The following is a 21,120-nucleotide window of genomic DNA, read 5'->3' as shown; positions in this document are numbered from 1 at the left end:
GCGCAGGGAGCGGCCGTCACGGTGTCCTGTGGGTGAAGGAGGCGATCTCGGTGAGGACGTCGACCGCCCGGCGGACCGAGGCGTCGAAGAGGACCGCCCCGGCGGCGGCCGTGGCTCCGGTCGGGTCGCCGATGACGCCGTCGGGGCCGAAGTCGTTGCTCAACCAGCCGAACTGGGCGGTCGTGCCGTTGAAGCCGAGGTGGGTCATGGCTGCGATGTGCTCGGGGACGGTCCGGCGGGCCCGGGTCATGTCGACGAGGTCCGGGCGCAGGTGCATCACGAGCGAGGTCTCGCCGTACCCGGCGTGAATGCCCAGACCGTGCTCGTCGGGCTCGTCCTCGTGCCCCGCACCGGCGATCTGCACCCCGGCCGGCATCGAGAAGGTCATGAGGCCGTGGAGCCGACGGATCTCGCGCAGCGCGACCCCGAGGAGCGCGGTGTTGCCGCCGTGCCCGTTGAGGAACACGAGCCGTCGGGCGGGGGTCGTGGCCACGGACCGGCCGAGGTCCACGAGCGTGGCCAGGAGGGTGCTCGCGCTGACCCACATGGTCCCGGACGCCCACGAGTGCTCGTCGGACTTGGTGTAGGTGAGCGTGGGGAGCTGCCAGACGTCGAGGCCTGCTGCCGCGGCCCGCTCGATGGCTGCGGTTGCGACGCTCTCCGCGATCAGGGAGTCGGTGACCAGGGGAAGGTGTGGCCCGTGGTGCTCCATGGCACCGGTCGGGACCACCAGCACGGAGTCCGGGCCCAGGGCTCGGGCGGTCGCAGGGCCGGACAGCTCGGCGAGCAGGCGGCTCATCGGATCGCGCCCTTGCGCGGGCCGGCGTAGTCCGGGTTCAGCTTCCCGGGGTTGAGGAGCCCCGACGGGTCCGTGACCGCGGCGAGGGCGATCGTGCGCTCGACCTCGAAGTCGACGTTCCACTGGTGCGGGTTGTGGACGCCCACGCCGAGGTCCGCAAGAGCGGAGATCACGTCCGCCAGCCGTTCGGGTCCCTCGTAGACGCCCGCGAGCATTCCGATCGGAACGGTGTGCCCTGCCTCGAGGTGCAGCAGACCTCCGGGGATCGTGGCCTGGACCTCCTCGAGCCGGTCGACGAGCGCGTCTCCGCCCACCTCGAGATGCACGTACGTCCCCGGGTCGGACTTCTGCAGCCACTCGATGGGGTGGTTGTAGGAGAGCACGGACAGCTTGAGCGACGCCTGGGGTCCGTCGCGAAGGTCCTCGACGGTGCCCCCGGCACCGACGACCAGCGCGGTAGCGGCCGGCACCGCGGCGGGGTCCAGGATCGCTCGCAGGCTCGCGCGGCCCGGCGGGAGGGCGTCGTCCGGTGGCAACGCCTCAGCGATCGACGCGGGGTCCGCGGAGACGAGGCGCGGGGCGGGCGAGAGCCGGCCGATCTCGCGCAGCACGCGGAACGCCGTGTGCTGGTCGGCGAAGGACGCATAGAGCCCGTGCCAGTCCTGCAGCGGCTCGAGGCGCACGGTGGCGCGCGCGAGGATCCCGGCGGTCCCGTAGTTGTGGACGTAGGCCTGCGCCTCCTCGCCCTCGACATGGACCACGGCCGCATCAGGCTGCGCGTGCACCACGTCCAGTGCCACGACGAACCCCTGGTGGTTGGCACCGTGGACGATCGTCCCGGTCCCACCGGAACCGCCTGACAGGAAGCCGCCGATCGTCGACTGCGCGGTCGAGGGGTACATCCACAGCTCTTGCCCGGTCTCCCGGGCCGCGGCCTCGATGGCGACCATCGTGGCGCCGGCCTCGGCGGTGACCCATCCGTCACCGATCTCGACGACCGCGCGGGCGCGCGTCAGGTCCAGCACCAGGCCGCCCGGCATCGGGATCGCCTGGCCGTAGTTGCCGGTGCCCTTGCCGCGGGGGGTGACCGGCACGCCGCGCGCCACCGCGGCAGCGACGCACTCGGCGATCTGTGCGGCGTTCGTCGGGAAGGCCACGACGTCCGCGAGGCCCAGCGGGAGCAGCTCGAGGATGACGGGAGACATCTTGGCGCCGTCGACGCTCGCGCGTTCCCGGACGCGGAGGTCGGTGCTCACCCCGTCGTCGCCCAGGATGCTCCGCAGGTCGGCGAGCAGCGCGTCCAGGGCGGTCGTGGTCTGCATGGGGTGCCTCCGAGTCAGCGGGACGATGTGCGGCCGCGGCACGCCGGTCAAGGCCGGCGTGCCGCGGCCGAGGGGTCAGAAGCCGATCGACTGGTCCAGGAACTCGTTCGTGAACAGGTCCGTGGCGACGAGGCCCGACTTCGGGGGCGCGCCGGCCTCCGTGTAGATCGGCGTCATCGTGTCGATGATCGTCTGGATGCGAGCCTCGTCCATGTCGCCGACGTAGGCGTTGTCACCGTTGGACGCGATCTCCAGATCCTTCATCTGCGTGACCGCGAAGTCCGCGACGCCCTGCGAGTAGACCCAGCCGTTGTTGTACTTGTCGACCAGGTCGAGGATCAGGGCGTTCGTGGTGGACGGGTCGGTGATGTAGTCGACGTCCGCCTGCTGCATGACGGGCACGAGCTTCTTGAGGCAGGGCGTCAGCGTCTCCAGGTCACCCGAACGCACCGACATGGCCTCGGGGTAGAGCGGGAACCCCGTGTCGTGGATGGTCTCGAGCTCGACCGGCTTGCCCCAGGCCGGGACCTCGTTCTCGTAGATGAACGGCTCGGCGGTCGCGAAGCCCTGCTGCGCGTCCTTGCCCCCCGCGGCGACGAAGTTGGCCGGGGTGCCGTCGTAGCTGCCGTCCGTGACGGACTCGTCGAGGATGCCGGACCCGATGAGGTAGCTCATGTAGGCGGCACCGTTGAAGTACCGGATGACGCCGCCCGAGTCCTTGAGCGCCGCGCCGAGGCTCTTGATGTCGGTCACGTCCGGGTACGTGGCCGGGTCCCACATGACCATCATCGGGGACTTGTCGTTCTCCGCGAACACGGCCGTCGTCGGGAACTTGTCGGAGAGCTGGACGGCCTCGTCGGTGGACACGTAGCCGAGGGTGATGTCCTTGTCCGTGTAGAGCTGGGCGGAGGCCTGCGTGAAGCCGATCGCGGGGCCGCCCGCGCGGACCTCGATCTTGACGCCCGTCGGCTTGCCGCCCGCCACGAGGTCCCCGGTCACCGTCTTCTGGTTCGCGTCGACCGTGTAGCCGGGCCCGACCAGCTCGTACAGGTGACCGTGGTCCGCCTCGGGGTTCCAGTCGGTCTGCACCACGACCGTGGCCGGACAGACGTCGGACAGGTCGACGCCGCCGGCAGCCGCGGTGGCGGCGGTGGTGGCGTCGCTGTCGCCGGAACCGTCGGCGCAGGCCGACAGCCCGAAGGCGGTCAGGACGATCCCAGCGGCTGCGGCGACGACGGTGCGGTTGCGTGTGCGCATGGTGCTCTCTTTCGTTGGTGGGTCATCCCGACGGCCGCGGGGGTGGCCGTGAGCCTTGTGGACAGGTGCGTCAGGAGAAGTCGTACCAACGGCCCACGGCGAGCTTGCCGAGCTGGCCGAAGACCACGAACACGGTCACGCCGAGCAGCGACGCGACGATGATCGCGGCGTAGAGGTCGGGCCCCTGCAGCCGGTTGGCGTACAGCTGGATCAGGACACCGAGGCCCGGGTTGCCGCGCTGGAAGAACTGGTCGCCGACCACGGCACCGACCACGGCCAGCCCGGCCGAGGTCCGCAGGCCGACGAAGATCGAGGGCAGCGCGGCGGGGAACTGGAGCTTGACGAGCATCGTCGCGCGGGACACGCCCTGGAGCTGGAAGAGCTCACGCTGCTGCTTGGCCACCGACTGGAGGCCGAACAACGTCATGGCGACCAGGGGGAAGAGCGCGATGAGCACCGTCACGATCACGCGGGCCTGGAAGTTGTAGCCGAACAGGATCCCGATCAGGGGCACGAGCGCGAGGATCGGGATGCACTGCAGGACCACCGCGTACGGGAACAGCGAGCGCTCGATCCAGGTCGCCTGCGCCATGAGGACCGCCCACGTCACCCCGATGACGATCGCGATCGCCAGACCGGTCATCGCCACCTCGGTGCTGTGCAGCAACGCCGTCATGAGGACCTGGAACTCGCCCTCGGAGAACATGGCCTCGACGACCTGGTGCGGGTACGGCACGAAGTAGGGCAGCCCGCGCTGCGCGTAGTAGTACGCGAGGGCGTACCAGAGGCCGACCATCAGGAAGAAGACGACCACCGGCCCCAGCCAGGAGATGGTCGAGCGCTTGCGGCGGCGCGGTGCGACCGGCGTGACGGCGCGCGCCTCGGCCGTGACGCCCTCGATCGTGGTGGCAGCCATCAGCTGTGCGCCTCCTTCAGGGCGTGGGAGACCTGGCCGACGACCTCGGTGAACTCGGGGGAGTACCGGATGTCGGGGTCTCGGGGCATCGGGAACGGGATGTCGAAGGACTCGACCAGCCGACCGGGACGGCCCGACATGACGACGACCTTGGTGGACAGGTACACGGCCTCGGCCACCGAGTGCGTGATGAACAGACCGGCGAAGTGCTGCTCGCTGAAGAGCTTGAGCAGCTCGTCCTGCAGGCGGCCGCGCGTGATCTCGTCGAGCGCGCCGAAGGGCTCGTCGAACAGGAACAGCTCGGGGTCGAGCGTGAACGAGCGCGCGAGCGAGGCGCGCATCTTCATGCCACCGGACAGCTGCTTGGGCAGGTGCTTCTCGAAGCCCTCCAGACCGACGAGCCGGATCGCCTCGCGTGCCTTCTCCCGGCGGATCTTGGGTCCACGGCCCTTGAGCTCCGCAAGCAGCTCGACGTTGCCGAGCACGTTGCGCCACGGCAGGAGCGTCGCGTCCTGGAACACGTAGGCGATGTGGTCGGTCGCGAGCGTGACGGTGCCCGTGGAGGCCGTCTCGAGACCGGAGGCGATGCGCAGCAGCGTGGACTTGCCGCAGCCTGACGGGCCGACGACCGAGACGAACTCGCCGCGTCCGACGGTCAGGTCCACGCCGGACAGGGCGACCGTGCCGCCGGGGAATGTCATCGCGACGTCCTCGAACCCGAGCAGGGGGAGGGCCTCGGTGTGCGGCCTGCCGACGGTGGGGGTGGGGGTCGTCGTGGACACGGTCACCTGGCTTCGGGGTAGGTGGGCAGGAGCACCGGGGAGGCGACCTGGGTGTGCGTCTCGCTGAACGCGACGAGCCGTCCTGCGTGGATCACGTAGCGGTCCAGCGAGGAGGTGGCCACGACGCCGACGAGGTCGGTGCCGCGCACCGCCAGCAGCTCTGCACGGGCTCCCGGCACGACGCCCGCCGGTGCAAGGCCCATGACGTCACGTGCACCGGTGCTGACCGCGGCGTAGGCCTCGTCGACCGAGAGGTGCCCGGCGACGACCAGGAGCATCGCGGTCTCCAGCGCGTCGCTGCGGCCCAGCGGGTTGAACGGGTCGCGGACGTTGTCGGCGCCCGCGGCGAACCGGACTCCGGCGTCGACGAGCGCGCGGACCGCCGTCAGGCCGCGGGGCGTCGCCACGTCCGACTCCCAGCCCTGCAGGTAGAGGTTGGTGATCGGGTTCGCGATGACCCCGAGGTCCGCCGCCAGCACGTCGGCGATGACCTCGTCTCGACGCGGTCCGTCGAGGGTCCCGAGCCGGACGCAGTGCCCGGCGCTGACCGGTGCGGTCCAGCCGACGACCGCTCGGGCGAGCACGTCGAGCGTCACCTCGCAGTCGAGGCTCTCGTCGGTGTGGACGTCGACACCGACGCCGTGCGTCCGAGCGGTCTCGAGCAGCCGCGCGAGCTCGATGAGGGCGTCGGGCGCAAGGTGAGGTGCGCCGCCGACCAGGTCGACGCCTGCTGCCAGGGCCGCTTCGTGGTCCTCGGTCGGGGTCAGGTAGCCGCCGAGAGTCACGAGCTGGAGGTCGAGCAGGCCACGCAGCTCCTGCCTGACCCGGATGAGGGCGTGCACACCGCGCAGCGGGTCGGGGCCGGGAAGCAGGTCGACGTGGCTGCGGATCGCGGTGGTGCCGTGGGCGAGCATCGTCAGGGCCTGGGTCCGGGCGCGGTCCGCGATCTCGTCGACGGTCATCTGGTCCGAGTAGGCGTGCCACGACTCGATCGCGAGCCGCAGGTCGCCCATGGGAGGCCGGATCGCGTCCCAGGAGAGCGCCTTGTCCAGGTGCGCGTGCGGGTCGGCGGGCGCGGTCAGCAGCAGGAAGTCGTCGAGCTCGAGGGTCGTGTCCGGGTCACCCAGGCCGAGGGTTCCTCCCGGGACCACCTCGGCGACCCTGCCCTTGTCGAGCCGGACGTCGACCACGTGGCCGTCGGCGAGCCGCGCGTGCAGCAGACGCTCGATGGGGCGGGGCAGGGCGGCGATCGTGGACCTCCTCCGGGGAGCGCATGGCTCACCCGGGCGGGTGCGCCGTCGCGGGGTCTATATCTACTGCTGGGTAAGCACGCTAGGCAGCCGCCGTTTCCCGTGTGTAACGAGCGTGGTCCTTCCACGTCACGGTGTTTGCGCTGCTGTTAACACGAGCCTCGTACGGTGTCGGCAACGAGTTCTGGTCGTCGGCCCGGGAGGTCTTGTGAGCGTCTTCAGCGACATGCAGCGACCGGTCGTGGTGCAGGCCCGGACGGTCGTCGCCGACGGTGTCCTGGCCCTCGACCTGGCCCCGACCAACGGCCGTCCCCTGCCTGCCTGGACGCCGGGATCACACGTCGACCTGCTGTTGCCGGGCGGGTGGGAGCGGCAGTACTCGCTGTGCGGTGACCCCGCCGACCGGATGACCTACCGCGTGGCGGTGCTCCTGTCGCAGGACGGCGCAGGGGGATCTGCGGTCGTGCACGACACGCTCGCGGTGGGCGACACGCTCCGCCTGCGTGGGCCGCGCAACCACTTCGCGTTCACCCCGGCGGCGGACCGGTCCACGGTGTTCGTCGCCGGTGGCATCGGGATCACCCCGATGCTGTCGATGATCGCCGCCGCAGACGCCGCCGGGACGGACTGGTCGCTGCACTACGCCGGGCGCTCGCGGGCGACCATGGCCTTCGTCGAGGAGCTCGTCGCCGACCACCCGTCGCGCGTGCGCGTGTACGCGGCGGACGAAGGCGAGAGGCTCGCGGTCTCCGCGCTCACCGACGGCCCGGCGGGGCGGGTGTTCTGCTGCGGGCCGCGCCGGCTGCTCGACGCGGTCGAGGAGGCCGGGACCGACGGGTGGTCCGTGCACACCGAGCGGTTCGAGGCGCGCGAGTTCGGGCCGCCCGTGTGGCCTGACCCGTTCGAGGTGGAGCTCGCGCTCAGCGGGACGACCCTGACCGTGGACCCCGGCCAGAGCATCCTCGACGTGGTGGAGGCGAGCGGGGCGGTCGTGGTGTCGTCGTGCCGGGTGGGCACGTGCGGGAGCTGCGAGACGCCCGTGCTGCAGGGGTCCGTCGAGCACCGGGACTCGGTCATCGGCCCGGGCGGCGCGAGCCAGACCATGATGATCTGCGTCTCCCGGGCCGCCGGACCGGGCCTGGTGCTCGAGCTGTGAGAGCGGGCTCAGCGCCCGACGCGGCGTCGCAGGTCCTGCACGACCGCCGACTCGTCGGCCGTCTGCAGCACATAGTCGCGGACCACCACGCGACCGGCCACGACGACGTGCCGTGGCCGGCGTCCCGGCGATGCCCACAGCAGGCCGGCGACGGGGTCTGCGACACCCGCATCGGCGACGCCCGACACGTCCCACACGCACAGGTCGGCGGACGCCCCGGGCCGCAGGTGCCCGAGCTCGGGCCGGCCGAGCCCGGCTGCGGACCCGCTCGTCGCCAGGGCCAGCGCCTCCCGTGCGCTCACCGGCCGCCCGACCAGCGGGGCGACCTGCAGCGCGAGACGAGCGTCCGCGAGCAGGTGCCCTGCGTCGTTGCTGCCACCGCCGCTGGTCCCCAGACCGACGCGCACACCGCTGTCGAGCAGCCGGGCGACCGGTGCGACGCCCCAGCCCATCGGCAGGTCGCAGCCGGGCGCGTGGGTCGCGCTCGCGCCCGACGCCGCGATGCGGGCGATCTCGTCGTCGGTGACCCCGCACAGGTGCGCGAGCGTCACGTCCGGGGCGAGCCAGCCCCAGTCGTCGAGCAGGTCGAGCGGACGCCGGCCGTAACGCTCCTGCGCGATGGCCACGTCGACCTGCTCGTTCGCCTGCGTGCGGCGCCGCAGGCCGTACCGCTGCGCGACCTCGCCGAGCAGCCGGAACGTCTCGGGTCCGTCGCTGTGGACCCCCGCTGGGCCGACGGCGAGCTGGAGCATGGCGCTCTGCTCGATCGACTCGGCGAGCAGGGCCGCGGAGGTCGCCGCCACCTGGGGGTCGTCGCGAGCGCTGCCCCGGACGAAGACGAGCCGCGCGCCCAGCAGCTCGGCGGCCCGCACCGTGCCGAGCGCGATGTCGAGCGACCGTTCGGCGTCCGAGGGCCACGTCAGGTGGTGGTCAGCCACCGTGGTGACCCCGCACAGGAGGGCCTCGGCGAGACCGGCGGCCGCGGCGACGCTGCTGAGCTCACCGTCCACACCTGCCTGCGCATAGGCGGCGGCCATCGTGGGCAGCCAGGTCGCCATGGGGACCGCGCGGGTGCCTGGCAGAGTGCGGAACGCCGTCTGCAGCAGGTGGTGGTGCGCGTTCACCAGACCGGGGGTGACGACGCAGCCGTCGACGTCGAGGCGTTCGGCTCCCGGTGCGGGCACCTCGCTCACCACGCCGTCGACGACCTGGAGGTCGCCCGACGTCTCGGTCCGTTCGTCGATCACGATCGCTCGGGCGCCCGTCAGTGTCAGCATGGGGGACTTGCTAGCACCTGCACGTGTCGGGGAGGTGACGGAGGTGCTGGAGCTCGCTGACCGGCTGCTGGCCCGGCTGACCGACGGGCACCGCGTCGCCGTCGCGACGGTCGTCTCCATGGCGGGCAGCGGACCGACGGTCATCGGCACCTCCATGGCCGTCGACGACACCGGGGCGGCCATCGGGAGCATCGCCGGCGGGTGCGTCGAGGGTGCGCTGTACGAGCTCTGCGAGTCGGTCCTGGCGGGTTCGGATCCGGGGATCCAGGAGTACGGCGTCACCGACGAGGACGCGTTCGCGGTCGGCCTGACCTGCGGTGGTGTGCTGCGGGTGCACGCGCGCGAGCTCGGGGCCCCGGACGTCCGCGCGCTCGCTGCTGCGGCGCGCGGCGAGCCCGCTCAGGTGGTGACCGCGCTCACCGGCACGCTCGCCCCCGGTCGCGAGCTGCCCGACCGCACCGGCATCGTGCGGTTCACCGGTCCGCACGGAGGTGTCGAGGTGTTCGTCGAGGTCGCCGCCGCACCGGCCCGCATGGTGATCTACGGCGCGCTCGAGTTCTCCGCCGCCCTCGCGTCAGCCGCTCGGGCCGTCGGGTACCGCGTCATCGTGTGCGACGCGCGGGCCGTGCTCGCCACCCCCCGTCGGCACCCCGGGGCGGACGAGGTGGTCGTCGACTGGCCCGTCCGCCACCTGGCCTCGCTGTCCCTGGGAGCACGTGACGTCGTCGCGGTGATGTCGCACGACGACCGGTACGACGCCGAGCTGGTGCTGGCCGCCCTGCGCAGCGGCGCCGGCTACGTCGGGGCGATGGGGTCGAGGAGGACCCAGGACCGCCGGACCGAGGAGCTGCTCGGGCGCGGTGCCTCCGTCGAGGAGCTCGCCGCGTTGCACGCCCCGATCGGTCTCGACCTCGGCGCGTCGACCCCCGCCGAGACCGCCGTGTCCGTCCTCGCGGAGGTTCTGGCGGCTCGCACCGGCGCCTCCGGTCGGCCGCTGAGCACGACGCCCGGTCCCATCCACCGCTCCAGGCTCGAGGAGGAGCTCAGCGCTCCTGGGTGAGCCGCCAGACGCGGTCGGCGCTCATGGGCAGGTCGTAGGGACGGACGTCGAGAGCGTCGCGGACCGCGTTGGCCAGGGCGGGGGCCACCGGGTTGTACGGGGCCTCGCTCATGGACTTGGCGCCCAGGGGACCGAGCGCGTCGGTGGTCTGCGCGAACAGGACCTCCGTGCGCGGCAGGTCGATCATCTGGGGCACGTGGTAGGCCCGGAATGCGGTTGTGGTGACCCGGCCCTCGTCGTCGAGCCGGACCTCCTCGAACAGTGCCGTGCCGATCGCCTGACCCACCCCACCCTCGACCTGCCCGCGCAGCTGCTCGGGGTGCAGCACCGTGCCGGCGTCGACGGCCTGGATCGAGCGCAGGATCGTGACCTCGCCCGTGTCCGGTGAGACCGCGACCCGGAACGCGTGCACGTTGAAGGCGACCGACCTGGGCGTGCCGTCGTGGGTGCCTTGCCCGGTGAGGCCGGGTGCCGCGGCGGCGATGTCGACCAGGCGGACGCCGTCGGCGGAGTCGACGCCGAGCATCGACCCGTCCCAGGTGCGCGGCTCGTCGGACGGGTGGTCGCGCAGGGCCGCAGCCGCGGACAGGATCTTGCCGCGCAGCTGGAGGGCGGCGCGGTGCAGCGCGAGACCCGCGACGACCGTTCCGGCGGAGGCGAACGCGCCGGTGTCGTAGCCGGTGACGTCGGTGTCGGACTGCCGGACGACCACCCGGTCGACCGTCGTGCCGAGTGCCTGCGCGACGAGCTGCCCGTGCACGGTCGTCGTGCCGTTGCCGAACTCGGTGGTGCCGACCCGCGCCTCGTACCGGCCGTCCTCGAGGAGCCGGACCGAGGCCTCGGCGAAGTGTCCGCGCGGCGCGATCGTCGCGATCATCGCGATCGCCATCCCCGAGCCGACGACCGAGCCGGGCGGGGCCGGCAGGTCGAGCGACCGGTCGGCCAGCGCGGACTGCGTGAGGTCGAGGCACTGGTCGAGCCCGTAGGAGTGCATGTCGAGGTCGCCGACCTCGTCGGGGTCCGTCACCAGGAGGTGGTCCCCGGGCACGACGACGTTGCGCCGCCGCAGCTCGAACGCGTCGATCCCGACGCGACGCGCGAGCTCGTCCATGGCGGACTCGATCGCGAACTGGACCTGCCCCAGCCCGTACCCGCGGAACGCCCCCGACGGCACGGTGTGCGTGTAGACGGACTCGGCGTCGACGCGCTTGTTGGCGCACCGGTACACCGCGACCGACTCGGACACCCCGTGGAACATCACGCCGGGCCCGTGGTTGCCGTACGCGCCGGTGTTCGCCAGGACGTCGATCTTCAGGGCGGTGAGGACGCCGTCCTCGTCCGCGCCCAGGTCCACCGTCACGCGGAACGGGTGCCGGCCGGGCACGATCGTGAACTCGTCGGTCCGCGTCATCTCGTACTGCACGGGACGTCCGGTCCGCAGCACCGCGAGCGCGACCAGGTCCTCGGTGAGCAGCTCCTGCTTGCCGCCGAACCCGCCGCCCACACGCCCCGTGAGCACCCGGACGCGGGACTCCTCGAGGTCGAACAGGTGCGCGATCTCCTTGCGGGTCAGGTACGGCACCTGGGTGCTCGATCGCAGAACCAGGCGGCCATCCTCATCCAGCCAGCCGCGCGTGGCATGGGTCTCCAGGGAGGCGTGCGCGACGCGGCTGGTGCGCCAGGTGCCGTGCACGCGGTGCGCGGCACCGTCGAGGCCGGCGGAGACGGATCCCATCTCGTCGTGCAGCTGTGCGACCACGTTGCGGAGCGGATCGGAGATGCGCGCCTCGGGGCCCTTGTCGCCGTGGACCAGGGGAGCGCCGGGTCGGCGTGCCGCTTCAGGGTCGACGACCGCGGGCAGCACCTCGTACTCGACCCGGATCAACGCCAGAGCCCGCTCGGCCTCGCGCAGCGACGACGCGACGACGGCGGCCACCCGCTGGCCGCGGAAACGGAGCACACGGTCCAGGACGAGGGTGTCGTCGGGGTCGTCGAGCCGGCTCTCGTGCCGGGCGGTCGAGAACCTGTGGACGGGGGAGTCCAGGTACGTCAGGACGGCGAGCACGCCAGGCGCCTGCGAGGCGGCCTCAGTGGAGATGGACACGATCCGCGCGTGCGGGTGCGGGCTGCCGAGCACCGCGAGGTGCGCGAGGTCTGCTGCCGGCTCGTCGAGCGTGAACCGCTCGTTGCCGGTGACGACCCGTCGCGCAGCGGGCGCCCGCACCGAGCGCCCTGCGTCCTGCCCGGCCACGGGGTCGACCGTGTTGCTGACACCGCGGATCGCGTCGCAGATGGACCGGTACCCGGTGCACCGGCACAGGTTCCCCTTGAGCGCGCGGGCGGTCTCCTCGGTGACCTCGCCCGAGACCCCGAGACCCGCGACCGTGGTCACGTACCCCGCGGTGCAGAACCCGCACTGGAAGGCGGCCGCGTCGACGAACGCCTGCTGGACCGGGTGCGGCTCCTCCACCGTTCCGAGCCCGGACGCGGTGGTGACCGAGCGGCCCTCGGCGCGGACCGCAGGCACCAGGCACGAGTGCGTCGGCCGCCCGTCGAGCAGCACCGTGCACGCGCCGCAGTCGCCGGCGTCGCAGCCCTTCTTGACCTCGGTGTGCCCGTGCTCGCGCAGCAGCGTCCGCAGCACCTGTCCCGGAGCAGGTTCGACGTCCAGCGTCTCGCCGTTCACCTCGATCTTCATGCGAGCTCCACCCGGACCTGCTCGGCCAGGCGCAACGTCTGGGCCCGACGCCAGTCGGGCGCGCCGTGCGGGTCGTCGTACCAGTCGTCGACCGTGTCGATCGCCGCCGCCAGCGCACCGGACGACGGGTACGACGAGAACGCGAACCTGCGCGGCCGCGGTACGCCACCGGTGACCGTCGCGACGAGCCCGTCGCCTGCACGACGACCGACGACGATCGCCCCGGTCCGCCCGTGCCGCGTGAGGGCGACGCGTGCGAACGCGGCCGGCGAGGCCAGCACGTCGGGCTCGACGACGATCGAGCGCAGGACCTCCCCGGGCGCCAGCGCGGTGGATCGGACACCGGTCACCAGGTCGAGCACGGGCAGCTCACGGGAGCCGCCGGACGGCGTCCAGACCACGGCCGTCGCATCGAGCGCGACCGCCAGGGTGATCAGCGCGCCCGCGGGGAGCGCGAGGCAGATGTTGCCGCCCACGGTCGCGAGGTCCCAGATCTTCTCCGACATCACGAGCGACCGCAGGCACTGCAGGACGAGGTCCTGCGAGCGCCGCCCGGGCGCGGTCGGGAGGTCCGCCAGCTGGCGCAGCGTGCACGTGGCGCCGATCGTGAGCCCGTCGCCCACCTCGAACGGCGCCCAGCCCAGACCCGTGAGGTCGACCAGCTCCGTCAGGTCGGGCTGCGCCTCCGAGAACAGCCACGTGCCTCCGGCGAGGGGCGCGCTGCGAGGTCCGAGCACCAGGTCGGAGCGGGTGCGCGGGGTGCGGATGTGGTCGAGTGAGGTCAGGTCCATGTGGCTCCCGAGTGTTGCCTACCTCGATTGCGCGGACGTTACGTGCCCTCAGAGCGTGGCGGCGATCGCGTCGGCGAGCTCCCTCGGGTAGCTGAGGGCTGCGAGGTGGCCACCCGGGACCACGACCGGCTCGCGCCCCACGCGCTCGCGCGCGACCCGGCGCTGCAGCTCGAGCGGGAAGAGCCGGTCGTCGCGGCCGGCGATCACGGTGAGCGCGGAGGGCCACACGTCGAACGTGCACGCGTCGCCGAAGATCGTGTCGGTCTGGGGTGACGGGTGCTCGTTCATGAACGCGACGAGGTCGGCCGGGACGTCGTGGTTGAAGTACACGTCGTCGTCGAACTCGGTGCTGTAGCCACCCTCGCGGGCCGCCTTCAGCAGGGCCTCGTGCGAGCCCACGGCGTCCCACCATTCGCCGGCGGTCTCGCCGGGCACGGGGATCATCGCGTTCACGAGCACCACGGCGCGGGTGGGTACGCGCTGCCAGACCAGTGGTGCCGTGAACCCGCCCATCGACTGTGCGACGAGCGTGACGTCGGTCCGGTCGCCGATGGCCGCGACGACCGTGTCCGCGTACGCGGGCAGGCCGCAGGACGGGTCAGCCGCAGGCAGGTCCATCGCGAAGGCGTCGAACCCGCGGGCGCGCAGGTCCGCCACGACCAGGTGCCAGAGCCAGGCCTGGCCGCCTGCGCCGGGAATCAGGGCGATGGCGTCGCGCACGTCGTCCACGGTAGGGGAGTGCCTACCAGGGGGCCAGGGCCAGGTGCTCGTCCCACTGCGCGCCCGGTCCGCAGCCTCCGACGTAGCCCTCGGGCATCCTGGGGTAGACGTCGAGCCAGTACCTGTGGGCCAGTGCCTGCGCCTGCTCGGGCGTCGCCCCGAGGGCCTCGGCCATGCGGGCGTCGCGCTGCACGGCTGCGCACTCGGCCTGGGCCTCGTTGGTGAGGCCCACCATGTGCATGGTCTCGTGGGTCAGGACGTGGACGGCGACGACCTGGTCCTCGCGCGGGTCCTGCTTGTCCGACGACAGCCAGGAGCGCAGGTCGGCGCAGGCGCCGTACTTGATCAGGGTCGTGCGCTCGGGCACGCCGTCCGCTCCCCAGCGGACGAAGCCCAGCTCCGCACCCGCATCGGTCCAGGTCTCGCCTGCGGTCTGGCAGTGCACGCCCACGGGTCCGCCGGCGACGCGCGACGCGGCGTCCTCGAGCGTCCCCTCGAGCCGAGCGTGCAGCACGAGCGGGACGGCGCACCCGACGGCGACGGCGACGCACAGGCCGACGCTGATCTTCGGGAAGGGCGCGATGCGTCCCAGCGCATCGACCCGGGTCAGCACCCAGCGCACGGACGTGCCCGCCGCGACGACGAGGAACCCGATCAGCACCAGGGTGAGGAACACCTCAGGTGCATCGGCCTCGCGGGACCGAACCTTCAGGCGTCCAGCACCGTGAGTCGGACGTGCAGCACGTCGTCGACCTCAGCGTCGTTCGCGGTCCGGACCGCCTTCTTCACCGGGAGCGCGTACCCGGAGTCGCCGGGGAAGATCGACGTGCGCCAGACGGTCGGACCCACCTCGACCTCGACCCGCAAGGAGCCGAAGCCCCGCGCCACCGGACCGGCCACGTCAAGGATCTCGTCGGAGATCTCCGGCGGGACGCTCACGAAGAACCATGCGTCGGTGCGCGCGGACCAGCGCCACAGCGGGGCGTCGAACTCGTACGTCACGTGCGCCACCCTAGAGGCGCCCGCCGACAGCGTCCGCGAGCTCGGTGCGCGACCGCACGCCCAGCTTCAGGTAGACGTTGCGCAGGTGGTACTCGATGGTCTTCGGGCTCAGGAAGAGCGCCGCGGCGGCCTCTCTGGTCGTGCGCCCTGCGCCGAGCATGCGGGCGACCTGCAGCTCCTGCGGCGTCAGGTGGTCGATGCCGGTCGTGCTGCGCCGCTGCGCCGTCTCGCCCGTCGCCCGGAGCTCGGCGGCGGCTCGGTCCGCCCAGGGCACGGCACCGAGGCGTTCGAACGTGGTGAACGCCGAGCGCAAGGGCGCACGGGCGTCGGTCCGCTTCTTGAGCCGCCGCAGCCGGGAGCCGTACGCGAGCTGGGTCCGTGCCGTCTCGAACAGGTCCGGGGTGTGCTCGTGGTAGGCGAGCGCGACCGAGAAGCAGACGTCGACGTCGGCGTCCGGGCAGGTCAGGCCGGCGGCCCGGGCGGCCCGGGCGAGCGACCACGGCTGACCCTTCACCTCCGCACGCTGCATCGCGGCCGCCGCCAGCTCCGCCGCCTCGTCGACCTGACCCAGCTGGACGAGCGCCTCCACCGTCTCCGGCGCCGCGGACACGTCGACGTCCTGGAGCCCGAGATCGACCAGGAGCGCGTCGAGCTCCCGTAGCCGTTCCAGCGCCTTCTCGGTGCGCCCGAGACCGAGATCGAGCTCGGCGAGCGCGGTCGTCGCCCACGCCTGGAAGAAGCCGAGGTGGTGGGCACGGGCGATCTGGAGGCACTCCGTGGCGTGCGTGACGCACGCGTCGGCGGCTCCCTGCCGAGCCTCGACCCAGGCCAGCCCGGCGAGGCAGGCGGCGACGTCCGTGGACTGGCCCACCTCGCGCGCGAGGGCGACCCCCTCGGTGTAGCCGGCGACGGCGTCGTCCCACCGGGCGTCGGTGGTGGACTGGTCGCGGGACACGTAGAACAGCAGCAGCGGCAGACCGCCGATGTCTGCCCTGCTTCGGGTGTGGGCGACGACCGCGGGAATGACGTCGCGCCCTGCCGTGCTCTCGCGAAGGAACAGGGGACCGAAGACCAGCCAGGGAGCCAGCTGCGGGTCGGTGAGGTAGGCGTCAGCCTCCGTCATCGCCGTGCGCAGGAGGTCGGGCCCACCGCTGCGGCCGGCGAGGATCCTGGCGACGGCGACCGCCATCGTTCCCACCCACCGTGCACGCGCGGTCTGCGGGTCGAGCCGCTCGATCAGGTCGGCCGCCCGGACCGTCGTGGCGATGTCCCCGGCGAACAGGCTGGCCTGCACGCTGTCGGCGAGGAGCCGGACTGCTGCATCGGGGTCCTCGTGGGCGACGGCGGTGCCCGCGGCCACCAGCACGTCGCGCGCCCGCTCGACGGACCCGGTGCGCAGCGTGACCGCACCGTCCAGCGCCGCGGACCGGACCCGCAGGTCGGCCGCCTGCGATAGTCCCCTGGCTCGGCGCAGCAGGTCGGTCGTCGAGTCGGGGGCGCCGGCGCGCCACGAGCTCTCCGCGGCCGACACCAGCCGTGCGGCCTGGTCGGCCGGATCGGGCGACAGGCGCGCGGCGCGCTCGAACCGTGCGGCCGCGACGGCGTGCGCTCCACGGGCCCGAGCTCGCGTCGCGGCCTCGTCCAGCACCGCCGCGACCGCCGCATCGGGTGTCGCGGTGGCCTCGCCGAGGTGCCAGGCGCGCCGATCCACGTCCTGCTCCGGCACGGCCGCCGCGAGCGCCGCGTGGACCGCCCGTCTGGTGGCGGGCCACGTCTCCGCGTAGATGCCCGACCGCACCAGGTCGTGCCGGAACCGCACCTGCGTCGCGTCGATGGTCAGCAGCTGGGCCTGCACCGCCTCGTCGAGGTCGGCCACGCTGACCTCCAGCAAGGCGCAGGCCCGGTCGATCACCGCGAGGTCACCTCCGGCCGCTGCGGCGACCACCACCGCGGTCCGCGCCCGCGGGGAGAGCACGTCGGCGCGGCGGGCGAAGGTGCGGGCGAGCGACGCCGGCACGGGCACCGGCGCGTCGGGCGGCAGGGCCTCGACCCCCTCGTCGGTGAGCTCGAGCAGTGCGAGCGGGTTGCCCCCCGTGGCCGCGAGCAGGCGTGCCCGCGCGTCGTCGGAGAGCCGGCTGCTGCGCGGCGCCGCGAGCGCGGCCGCGTCGGCGGCACCCAGTCCTGCGATCACGAGCGTCGGCAGGCCGGCGGAGCCGACGACCGACGGTGCCTCGTCGCGGACCGCCAGCAGGACGACCACGGGGTCGGCCGTGAGCCGGCGCGCGGCGAAGCACAGCGCCTGGGCGGACGGCGGGTCGAGGAGGTGGGCGTCGTCGACGAGCACCGCCACCGGGCCGTCCTCGGCCGCCCGGCTCAGCAGGCTGAGCACCGCGGCGCCCACGGCGAACCGCTCACCGGCGGACCCGGGCGTCAGGGCGAGCGCCGACCCGAGCGCGTCGGCCTGAGGAGCGGGGATCGCGTCGAGGTGCTCGAGCACGGGGCGCAGCAGCTGCAGCAGACCGCCGAACGGCACCTCCTGCTCGGCCTCGACGCCGGTGGCGCGCAGAACGCGCATCCCGGCGCCGGCAACCGCCGCCGCCGCGTCCTCGAGCAGCGCGCTCTTGCCGATCCCCGCCTCGCCCGCGAGCACCAGCGTGCCGCTCTCGCCCACACGTGCGGCAGCCACCAGCGTCGCGATGACCTGGCGCTCGCGCTCGCGGCCGACCAGCACCTCCCGAGTCTAGGGAGCGGACCAGGGGGGTCCCCTGATGTGAGGCGTGCACCTGCTCCACGAAGGTCGAAGACGACAACCCCGACACAAGGAGCTGCACGATCATGACCGAGACCCTTCCCCAGCGGACCATCGACCCCGACGCGCTCATGTCGTTCGTGTTCAGGGCGGTCGACGAGGTGGGCGCGACCCTGAACACCGCACTCGTCGTGATGGGCGACAAGCTGGGCTACTACACGGCGATGGCGGACGGGCGGCCGACCACACCGGCGGAGCTGGCCGAGCAGACCCGGACCAGCGAGCACTACGCCCGTGAGTGGCTGAACAACCAGGCCGCAGGCGGCTACGTCACCTACGACCCGCAGACGCGCCGGTACACGCTGCCCGCCGAGCAGGCGGCTGCGCTCACCGACCCCACGAGTCCCGCCTACCTGCCGGGCTTCTTCCAGATCGCGCTGGGCACCGTCCGCGACGCCCCGGAGATCTTCGCCGCGGCTCGCGACGGCGACGGGATCGGGTGGCACGCCCACAACGGCGACGTGCACCACGGCACGGAGCGGTTCTTCCGGACGATGTACAACGCCCACCTGCTCACCGAGTGGATCCCGGCGCTCGAGGGCGTCGCCGCCAAGCTGCAGGCCGGCGGCCGCGTGGCCGACGTGGGCTGCGGGCACGGTGCGTCGACGATCCTGCTCGCGCAGGCGTTCCCGAACGCGACGTTCGTCGGCTCGGACTACCACGCCGAGTCGATCGAGGTGGCGCGCGAGCGGGCCGCGGCTGCGGGCGTGGACGACCGCGTGACGTTCGAGGTCGCCGCCGCGAGCGACTTCTCGGGTACGGACTACGACCTGGTCGCGATGTTCGACTGCCTGCACGACATGGGGGACCCCGTGGGTGCTGCACGCCAGGTGCGCGGCGCGATCGCGGACGACGGCACGTGGATGGTGGTCGAGCCGATGGCCGGTGACCACGTCGAGGACAACCTCAACACGGTCGGACGCGCCTTCTACGGGTTCTCGACGCTCCTGTGCACGCCGGCGTCCTTGAGTCAGGACGTGGGCCTCGCGCTCGGGACGCAGGCGGGACCGGCCAAGATCCGTGACGTCTCCACCGCCGCCGGGTTCACCGCCTTCCGCACGGCAGCCACGACCCCGTTCAACAACGTGTTCGAGATCCGTCCGTGACTGTGAGCGGCGTGCAGGCGGACACTGCTCGGGTGCGTACGCACCCGAGCAGGTCCGCGGATCCCACCGTCGCCGGTGTCACGGTGCGCGGCGGGGTGGAGCTCGCGTACGAGGTCTACGACGCCGCGCCGGGCGCGCCGACGGTCATGCTCGTGCCGACCTGGGCGATCGTCCCCTCGCGGTTCTGGAAGGCGCAGATCGGCTTCCTGGCCCGCCACTACCGCGTGGTCACCTTCGACGGCCGCGGCAGCGGCCTGTCCGGGCGGCCTCTTGGCGCGGCCGCCTACACGGACGTCGAGTACGGAGACGACATCGTGGCGGTGCTCGACGCGACGGGTACCGACAGGGCCGTGCTCGTCACCGAGTCGTGCGGGGCGTCGTGGGCGCTGCACGTCGCGGTCAAGCACCCGGAGCGCGTCGCGGGCCTCCTCGCGATCGCACCGTCGTGCGGTCTGGACGTGCCGACGCCCGGCCGGGACCACGTCCCGTTCGACGAGGCGGTGGACTCGACCCGTGGCTGGGCCAAGTACAACAAGCACTACTGGCTCGGCGGTGGGTACGACGACTTCGTCGACTTCTTCTTCGGGCGCATGTTCCCCGAGCCGCACTCGACCAAGCAGGTCGAGGACTGCATCGGCTGGGCGCACCAGCTCAGCCCGCAGACGCTCGCGGACAGCACGTCCGGCCGGCTCGGCTGCGACGGAGCCGTGTGCGAGCCGCTCGTCCCGCTGGCCCGCCGGGTGACCTGCCCGGTGCTCGTCGTGCACGGCACCGACGACCGGATCCGCCCCCAGGCGTTCGGCGAGCGCCTGGCCGAGCTCACGGGTGGTGACCTCGTTCTCCTGCGGGACGCCGGCCACGCGCCGTCTGCGCGCGATCCCGTGAAGGTCAACCACCTGATCGCTCAGTTCGTCGACAGGATCCATCCCCGACCGCCGCGCACAGCGTGGGCACGTGCCGCGGCCCGCCCGAAGCGGGCGCTGTACCTCTCGTCCCCGATCGGGCTGGGGCACGCCCAGCGGGACGTCGCGATCGCGGCTGAGCTGAGAGCCCGACGGCCCGACCTGCAGATCGACTGGCTCGCGCAGCACCCGGTGACGCGCGTGCTCGACCAGCACGGTGAGCGGGTGCATCCCGCGTCCGCGTGGCTGCGCAACGAGTCGGGCCACATCGAGCACGAGGCGGGCGAGCACGACCTGCACGCCTTCCAGACGATCCGCCGGATGGACGAGATCCTGGTGCACAACTTCATGGTCTTCGACGAGGTGGTGGCCGACGGCGACTACGACCTGGTGGTCGGCGACGAGGCGTGGGACGTCGACTACTTCCTGCACGAGAACCCTGAGCTCAAACGGTTCGCGTTCGCCTGGATGACCGACTTCGTCGGGTGGCTCCCCATGCCGGATGGCGGCCCGCGCGAGGCCGCGCTGACCGCGGACTACAACGCGGAGATGATCGAGCACCGCGCCCGGTTCGCGCGCGTCCGGGACCGGTCGGTGTTCGTCGGCGACCCGGACGACGTGGTCGAGGACGACTTCGGTCCGGGGCTCCCGAGCGTCCGCAGCTGGACCGAGCAGAACTTCGACTTCGCCGGTTACGTGACGGGCTTCGACCCTGCCGCGGTCGACGACACCGAGCGGGTGCGCACGTCGCTCGGTGTCGGGCCGGACGAGAAGCTCTGCCTGGTCACGGTGGGCGGTTCCGGTGTAGGGACGTCGCTCCTGCGGAGGGTCATGGACGTCGTGCCACTGGTCCGCCGTGTCGCGCCCGAGCTGCGCTTCGCGTTCGTCACGGGGCCCCGGATCGACCCGTCCTCGCTGCCCGCCCACGACGGCTCCACCGTGCTCGGGTACGTCCCCGACCTGTTCCGTCACCTCGCGGCGTGCGACGTGGCGGTCGTGCAGGGCGGGCTCACGACGACCATGGAGCTCACCGCGCTGAACAAGCCGTTCGTGTACGTCCCGCTGCGGCACCACTTCGAGCAGAACGTCCACGTGCGGCATCGGCTCGACCGCTACGAGGCGGGCCGGCACCTGGCGTACGAGGAGGCCCTCGACCGGGACGCCCTCGCGGAGGCGATCGTCAAGGAGGCCGGCCGCGACGTGCGGTACCGCCCGGTGGCGACCGACGGGGCGGCGCGAGCGGGAGCGATGCTGGCCGACCTCCTGTAAAAAC

At 72.6% G+C, this 21,120-nt stretch carries 17 protein-coding genes; 4 read left to right on the top strand and 13 right to left on the bottom strand.

All coding sequences use genetic code 11. The features are described 5' to 3' along the window. Positions 1 to 16: 16 nt before the first annotated feature. The 6 genes from N553_RS0115140 to N553_RS0115115 all read right to left on the bottom strand — a co-directional run bounded on the left by N553_RS0115140 (position 17) and on the right by N553_RS0115115 (position 6,266). Positions 17 to 799 (bottom strand): creatininase family protein, encoded by a 783-nt coding sequence (locus tag N553_RS0115140; RefSeq protein WP_028047233.1) that lies wholly within the window; start codon positions 797 to 799, stop codon positions 17 to 19. Further along, complete coding sequence (locus N553_RS0115135) at positions 796 to 2,121, bottom strand: FAD-binding oxidoreductase (protein WP_028047232.1); 1,326 nt, start codon at positions 2,119 to 2,121, stop codon at positions 796 to 798. Before N553_RS0115135 ends, N553_RS0115140 begins: the two co-directional genes overlap by 4 nt. A 75-nt stretch (positions 2,122 to 2,196) precedes the next feature. Then, the gene (locus tag N553_RS0115130) at positions 2,197 to 3,378 is read right to left on the bottom strand and encodes a hypothetical protein (RefSeq protein ID WP_028047231.1); all 1,182 of its coding nucleotides are present in this window, start codon (positions 3,376 to 3,378) and stop codon (positions 2,197 to 2,199) included. A gap of 70 nt (positions 3,379 to 3,448) precedes the next feature. Continuing rightward, on the bottom strand, positions 3,449 to 4,294 hold the full coding sequence (locus tag N553_RS22960) for an ABC transporter permease (protein WP_051640207.1): 846 nt from the start codon (positions 4,292 to 4,294) through the stop codon (positions 3,449 to 3,451). Next, positions 4,294 to 5,076 (bottom strand): ABC transporter ATP-binding protein, encoded by a 783-nt coding sequence (locus N553_RS0115120; RefSeq protein ID WP_051640232.1) that lies wholly within the window; start codon positions 5,074 to 5,076, stop codon positions 4,294 to 4,296. The genes N553_RS22960 and N553_RS0115120 overlap by 1 nt, the downstream gene beginning before the upstream one ends. Before the next feature lie 2 nt (positions 5,077 to 5,078). Continuing rightward, complete coding sequence (locus N553_RS0115115; protein WP_231505289.1) at positions 5,079 to 6,266, bottom strand: amidohydrolase family protein; 1,188 nt, start codon at positions 6,264 to 6,266, stop codon at positions 5,079 to 5,081. Between the two features lie 268 nt (positions 6,267 to 6,534). Between N553_RS0115115 and N553_RS0115110 the strand changes: the two genes are divergently transcribed. Beyond that, positions 6,535 to 7,482, top strand: a complete 948-nt coding sequence (locus N553_RS0115110; protein ID WP_028047228.1) for a PDR/VanB family oxidoreductase — start codon at positions 6,535 to 6,537, stop codon at positions 7,480 to 7,482. A gap of 8 nt (positions 7,483 to 7,490) precedes the next feature. On the opposite strand, the gene N553_RS0115105 is transcribed toward N553_RS0115110, so the two are convergent. After that, the gene (locus tag N553_RS0115105) at positions 7,491 to 8,759 is read right to left on the bottom strand and encodes an amidohydrolase family protein (RefSeq protein WP_028047227.1); all 1,269 of its coding nucleotides are present in this window, start codon (positions 8,757 to 8,759) and stop codon (positions 7,491 to 7,493) included. Between the two features lie 43 nt (positions 8,760 to 8,802). Here N553_RS0115105 and N553_RS0115100 point away from each other — a divergent pair, with 43 nt between their 5' ends. Then, the gene (locus N553_RS0115100) at positions 8,803 to 9,819 is read left to right on the top strand and encodes an XdhC family protein (protein WP_028047226.1); all 1,017 of its coding nucleotides are present in this window, start codon (positions 8,803 to 8,805) and stop codon (positions 9,817 to 9,819) included. On the opposite strand, the gene N553_RS0115095 is transcribed toward N553_RS0115100, so the two are convergent. Genes N553_RS0115095 through N553_RS0115070 form a run of 6 tightly spaced genes read right to left on the bottom strand, consistent with a single transcriptional unit; the run spans position 9,803 to position 17,761 of the window. Beyond that, a complete protein-coding gene (locus N553_RS0115095; RefSeq protein ID WP_028047225.1) occupies positions 9,803 to 12,517 on the bottom strand; it encodes a molybdopterin-dependent oxidoreductase in 2,715 nt (904 codons plus the stop codon). The genes N553_RS0115100 and N553_RS0115095 overlap by 17 nt on opposite strands. After that, entirely contained in the window at positions 12,514 to 13,308 is a 795-nt protein-coding gene (locus tag N553_RS0115090) for a xanthine dehydrogenase family protein subunit M (RefSeq protein ID WP_028047224.1), read from the bottom strand. Before N553_RS0115090 ends, N553_RS0115095 begins: the two co-directional genes overlap by 4 nt. A gap of 48 nt (positions 13,309 to 13,356) precedes the next feature. Continuing rightward, a complete protein-coding gene (locus N553_RS0115085) occupies positions 13,357 to 14,028 on the bottom strand; it encodes an alpha/beta fold hydrolase (RefSeq protein WP_156043856.1) in 672 nt (223 codons plus the stop codon). A 22-nt stretch (positions 14,029 to 14,050) separates the two neighbouring features. Then, the gene (locus tag N553_RS24390; RefSeq protein WP_028047222.1) at positions 14,051 to 14,704 is read right to left on the bottom strand and encodes a hypothetical protein; all 654 of its coding nucleotides are present in this window, start codon (positions 14,702 to 14,704) and stop codon (positions 14,051 to 14,053) included. A gap of 32 nt (positions 14,705 to 14,736) precedes the next feature. Then, entirely contained in the window at positions 14,737 to 15,030 is a 294-nt protein-coding gene (locus N553_RS0115075; RefSeq protein ID WP_034622768.1) for a DUF1905 domain-containing protein, read from the bottom strand. Positions 15,031 to 15,040: 10 nt separating this feature from the next. Beyond that, entirely contained in the window at positions 15,041 to 17,761 is a 2,721-nt protein-coding gene (locus N553_RS0115070) for a LuxR family transcriptional regulator (RefSeq protein WP_028047220.1), read from the bottom strand. Positions 17,762 to 17,865: 104 nt separating this feature from the next. On the opposite strand from N553_RS0115070, the gene N553_RS0115065 reads away from it, so the two are divergent. Beyond that, the gene (locus tag N553_RS0115065; RefSeq protein WP_028047219.1) at positions 17,866 to 18,945 is read left to right on the top strand and encodes a trans-aconitate 2-methyltransferase; all 1,080 of its coding nucleotides are present in this window, start codon (positions 17,866 to 17,868) and stop codon (positions 18,943 to 18,945) included. Between the two features lie 32 nt (positions 18,946 to 18,977). Then, positions 18,978 to 21,116 carry an alpha/beta fold hydrolase gene (locus N553_RS0115060; protein WP_051640230.1) on the top strand — a complete coding sequence of 713 codons (2,139 nt, stop codon included), beginning with the start codon at positions 18,978 to 18,980 and terminating at the stop codon, positions 21,114 to 21,116. Positions 21,117 to 21,120 lie beyond the last annotated feature (4 nt).

Origin of the sequence: Cellulomonas sp. URHE0023 (assembly GCF_000688475.1) — a bacterium.
In the GTDB taxonomy this organism is placed as follows: Bacteria; Actinomycetota; Actinomycetes; order Actinomycetales; family Cellulomonadaceae; genus Cellulomonas.
The sequence above is the reverse complement of the archived record's forward strand: the minus strand, read 5'-3'. Positions and strand labels throughout refer to the sequence as shown.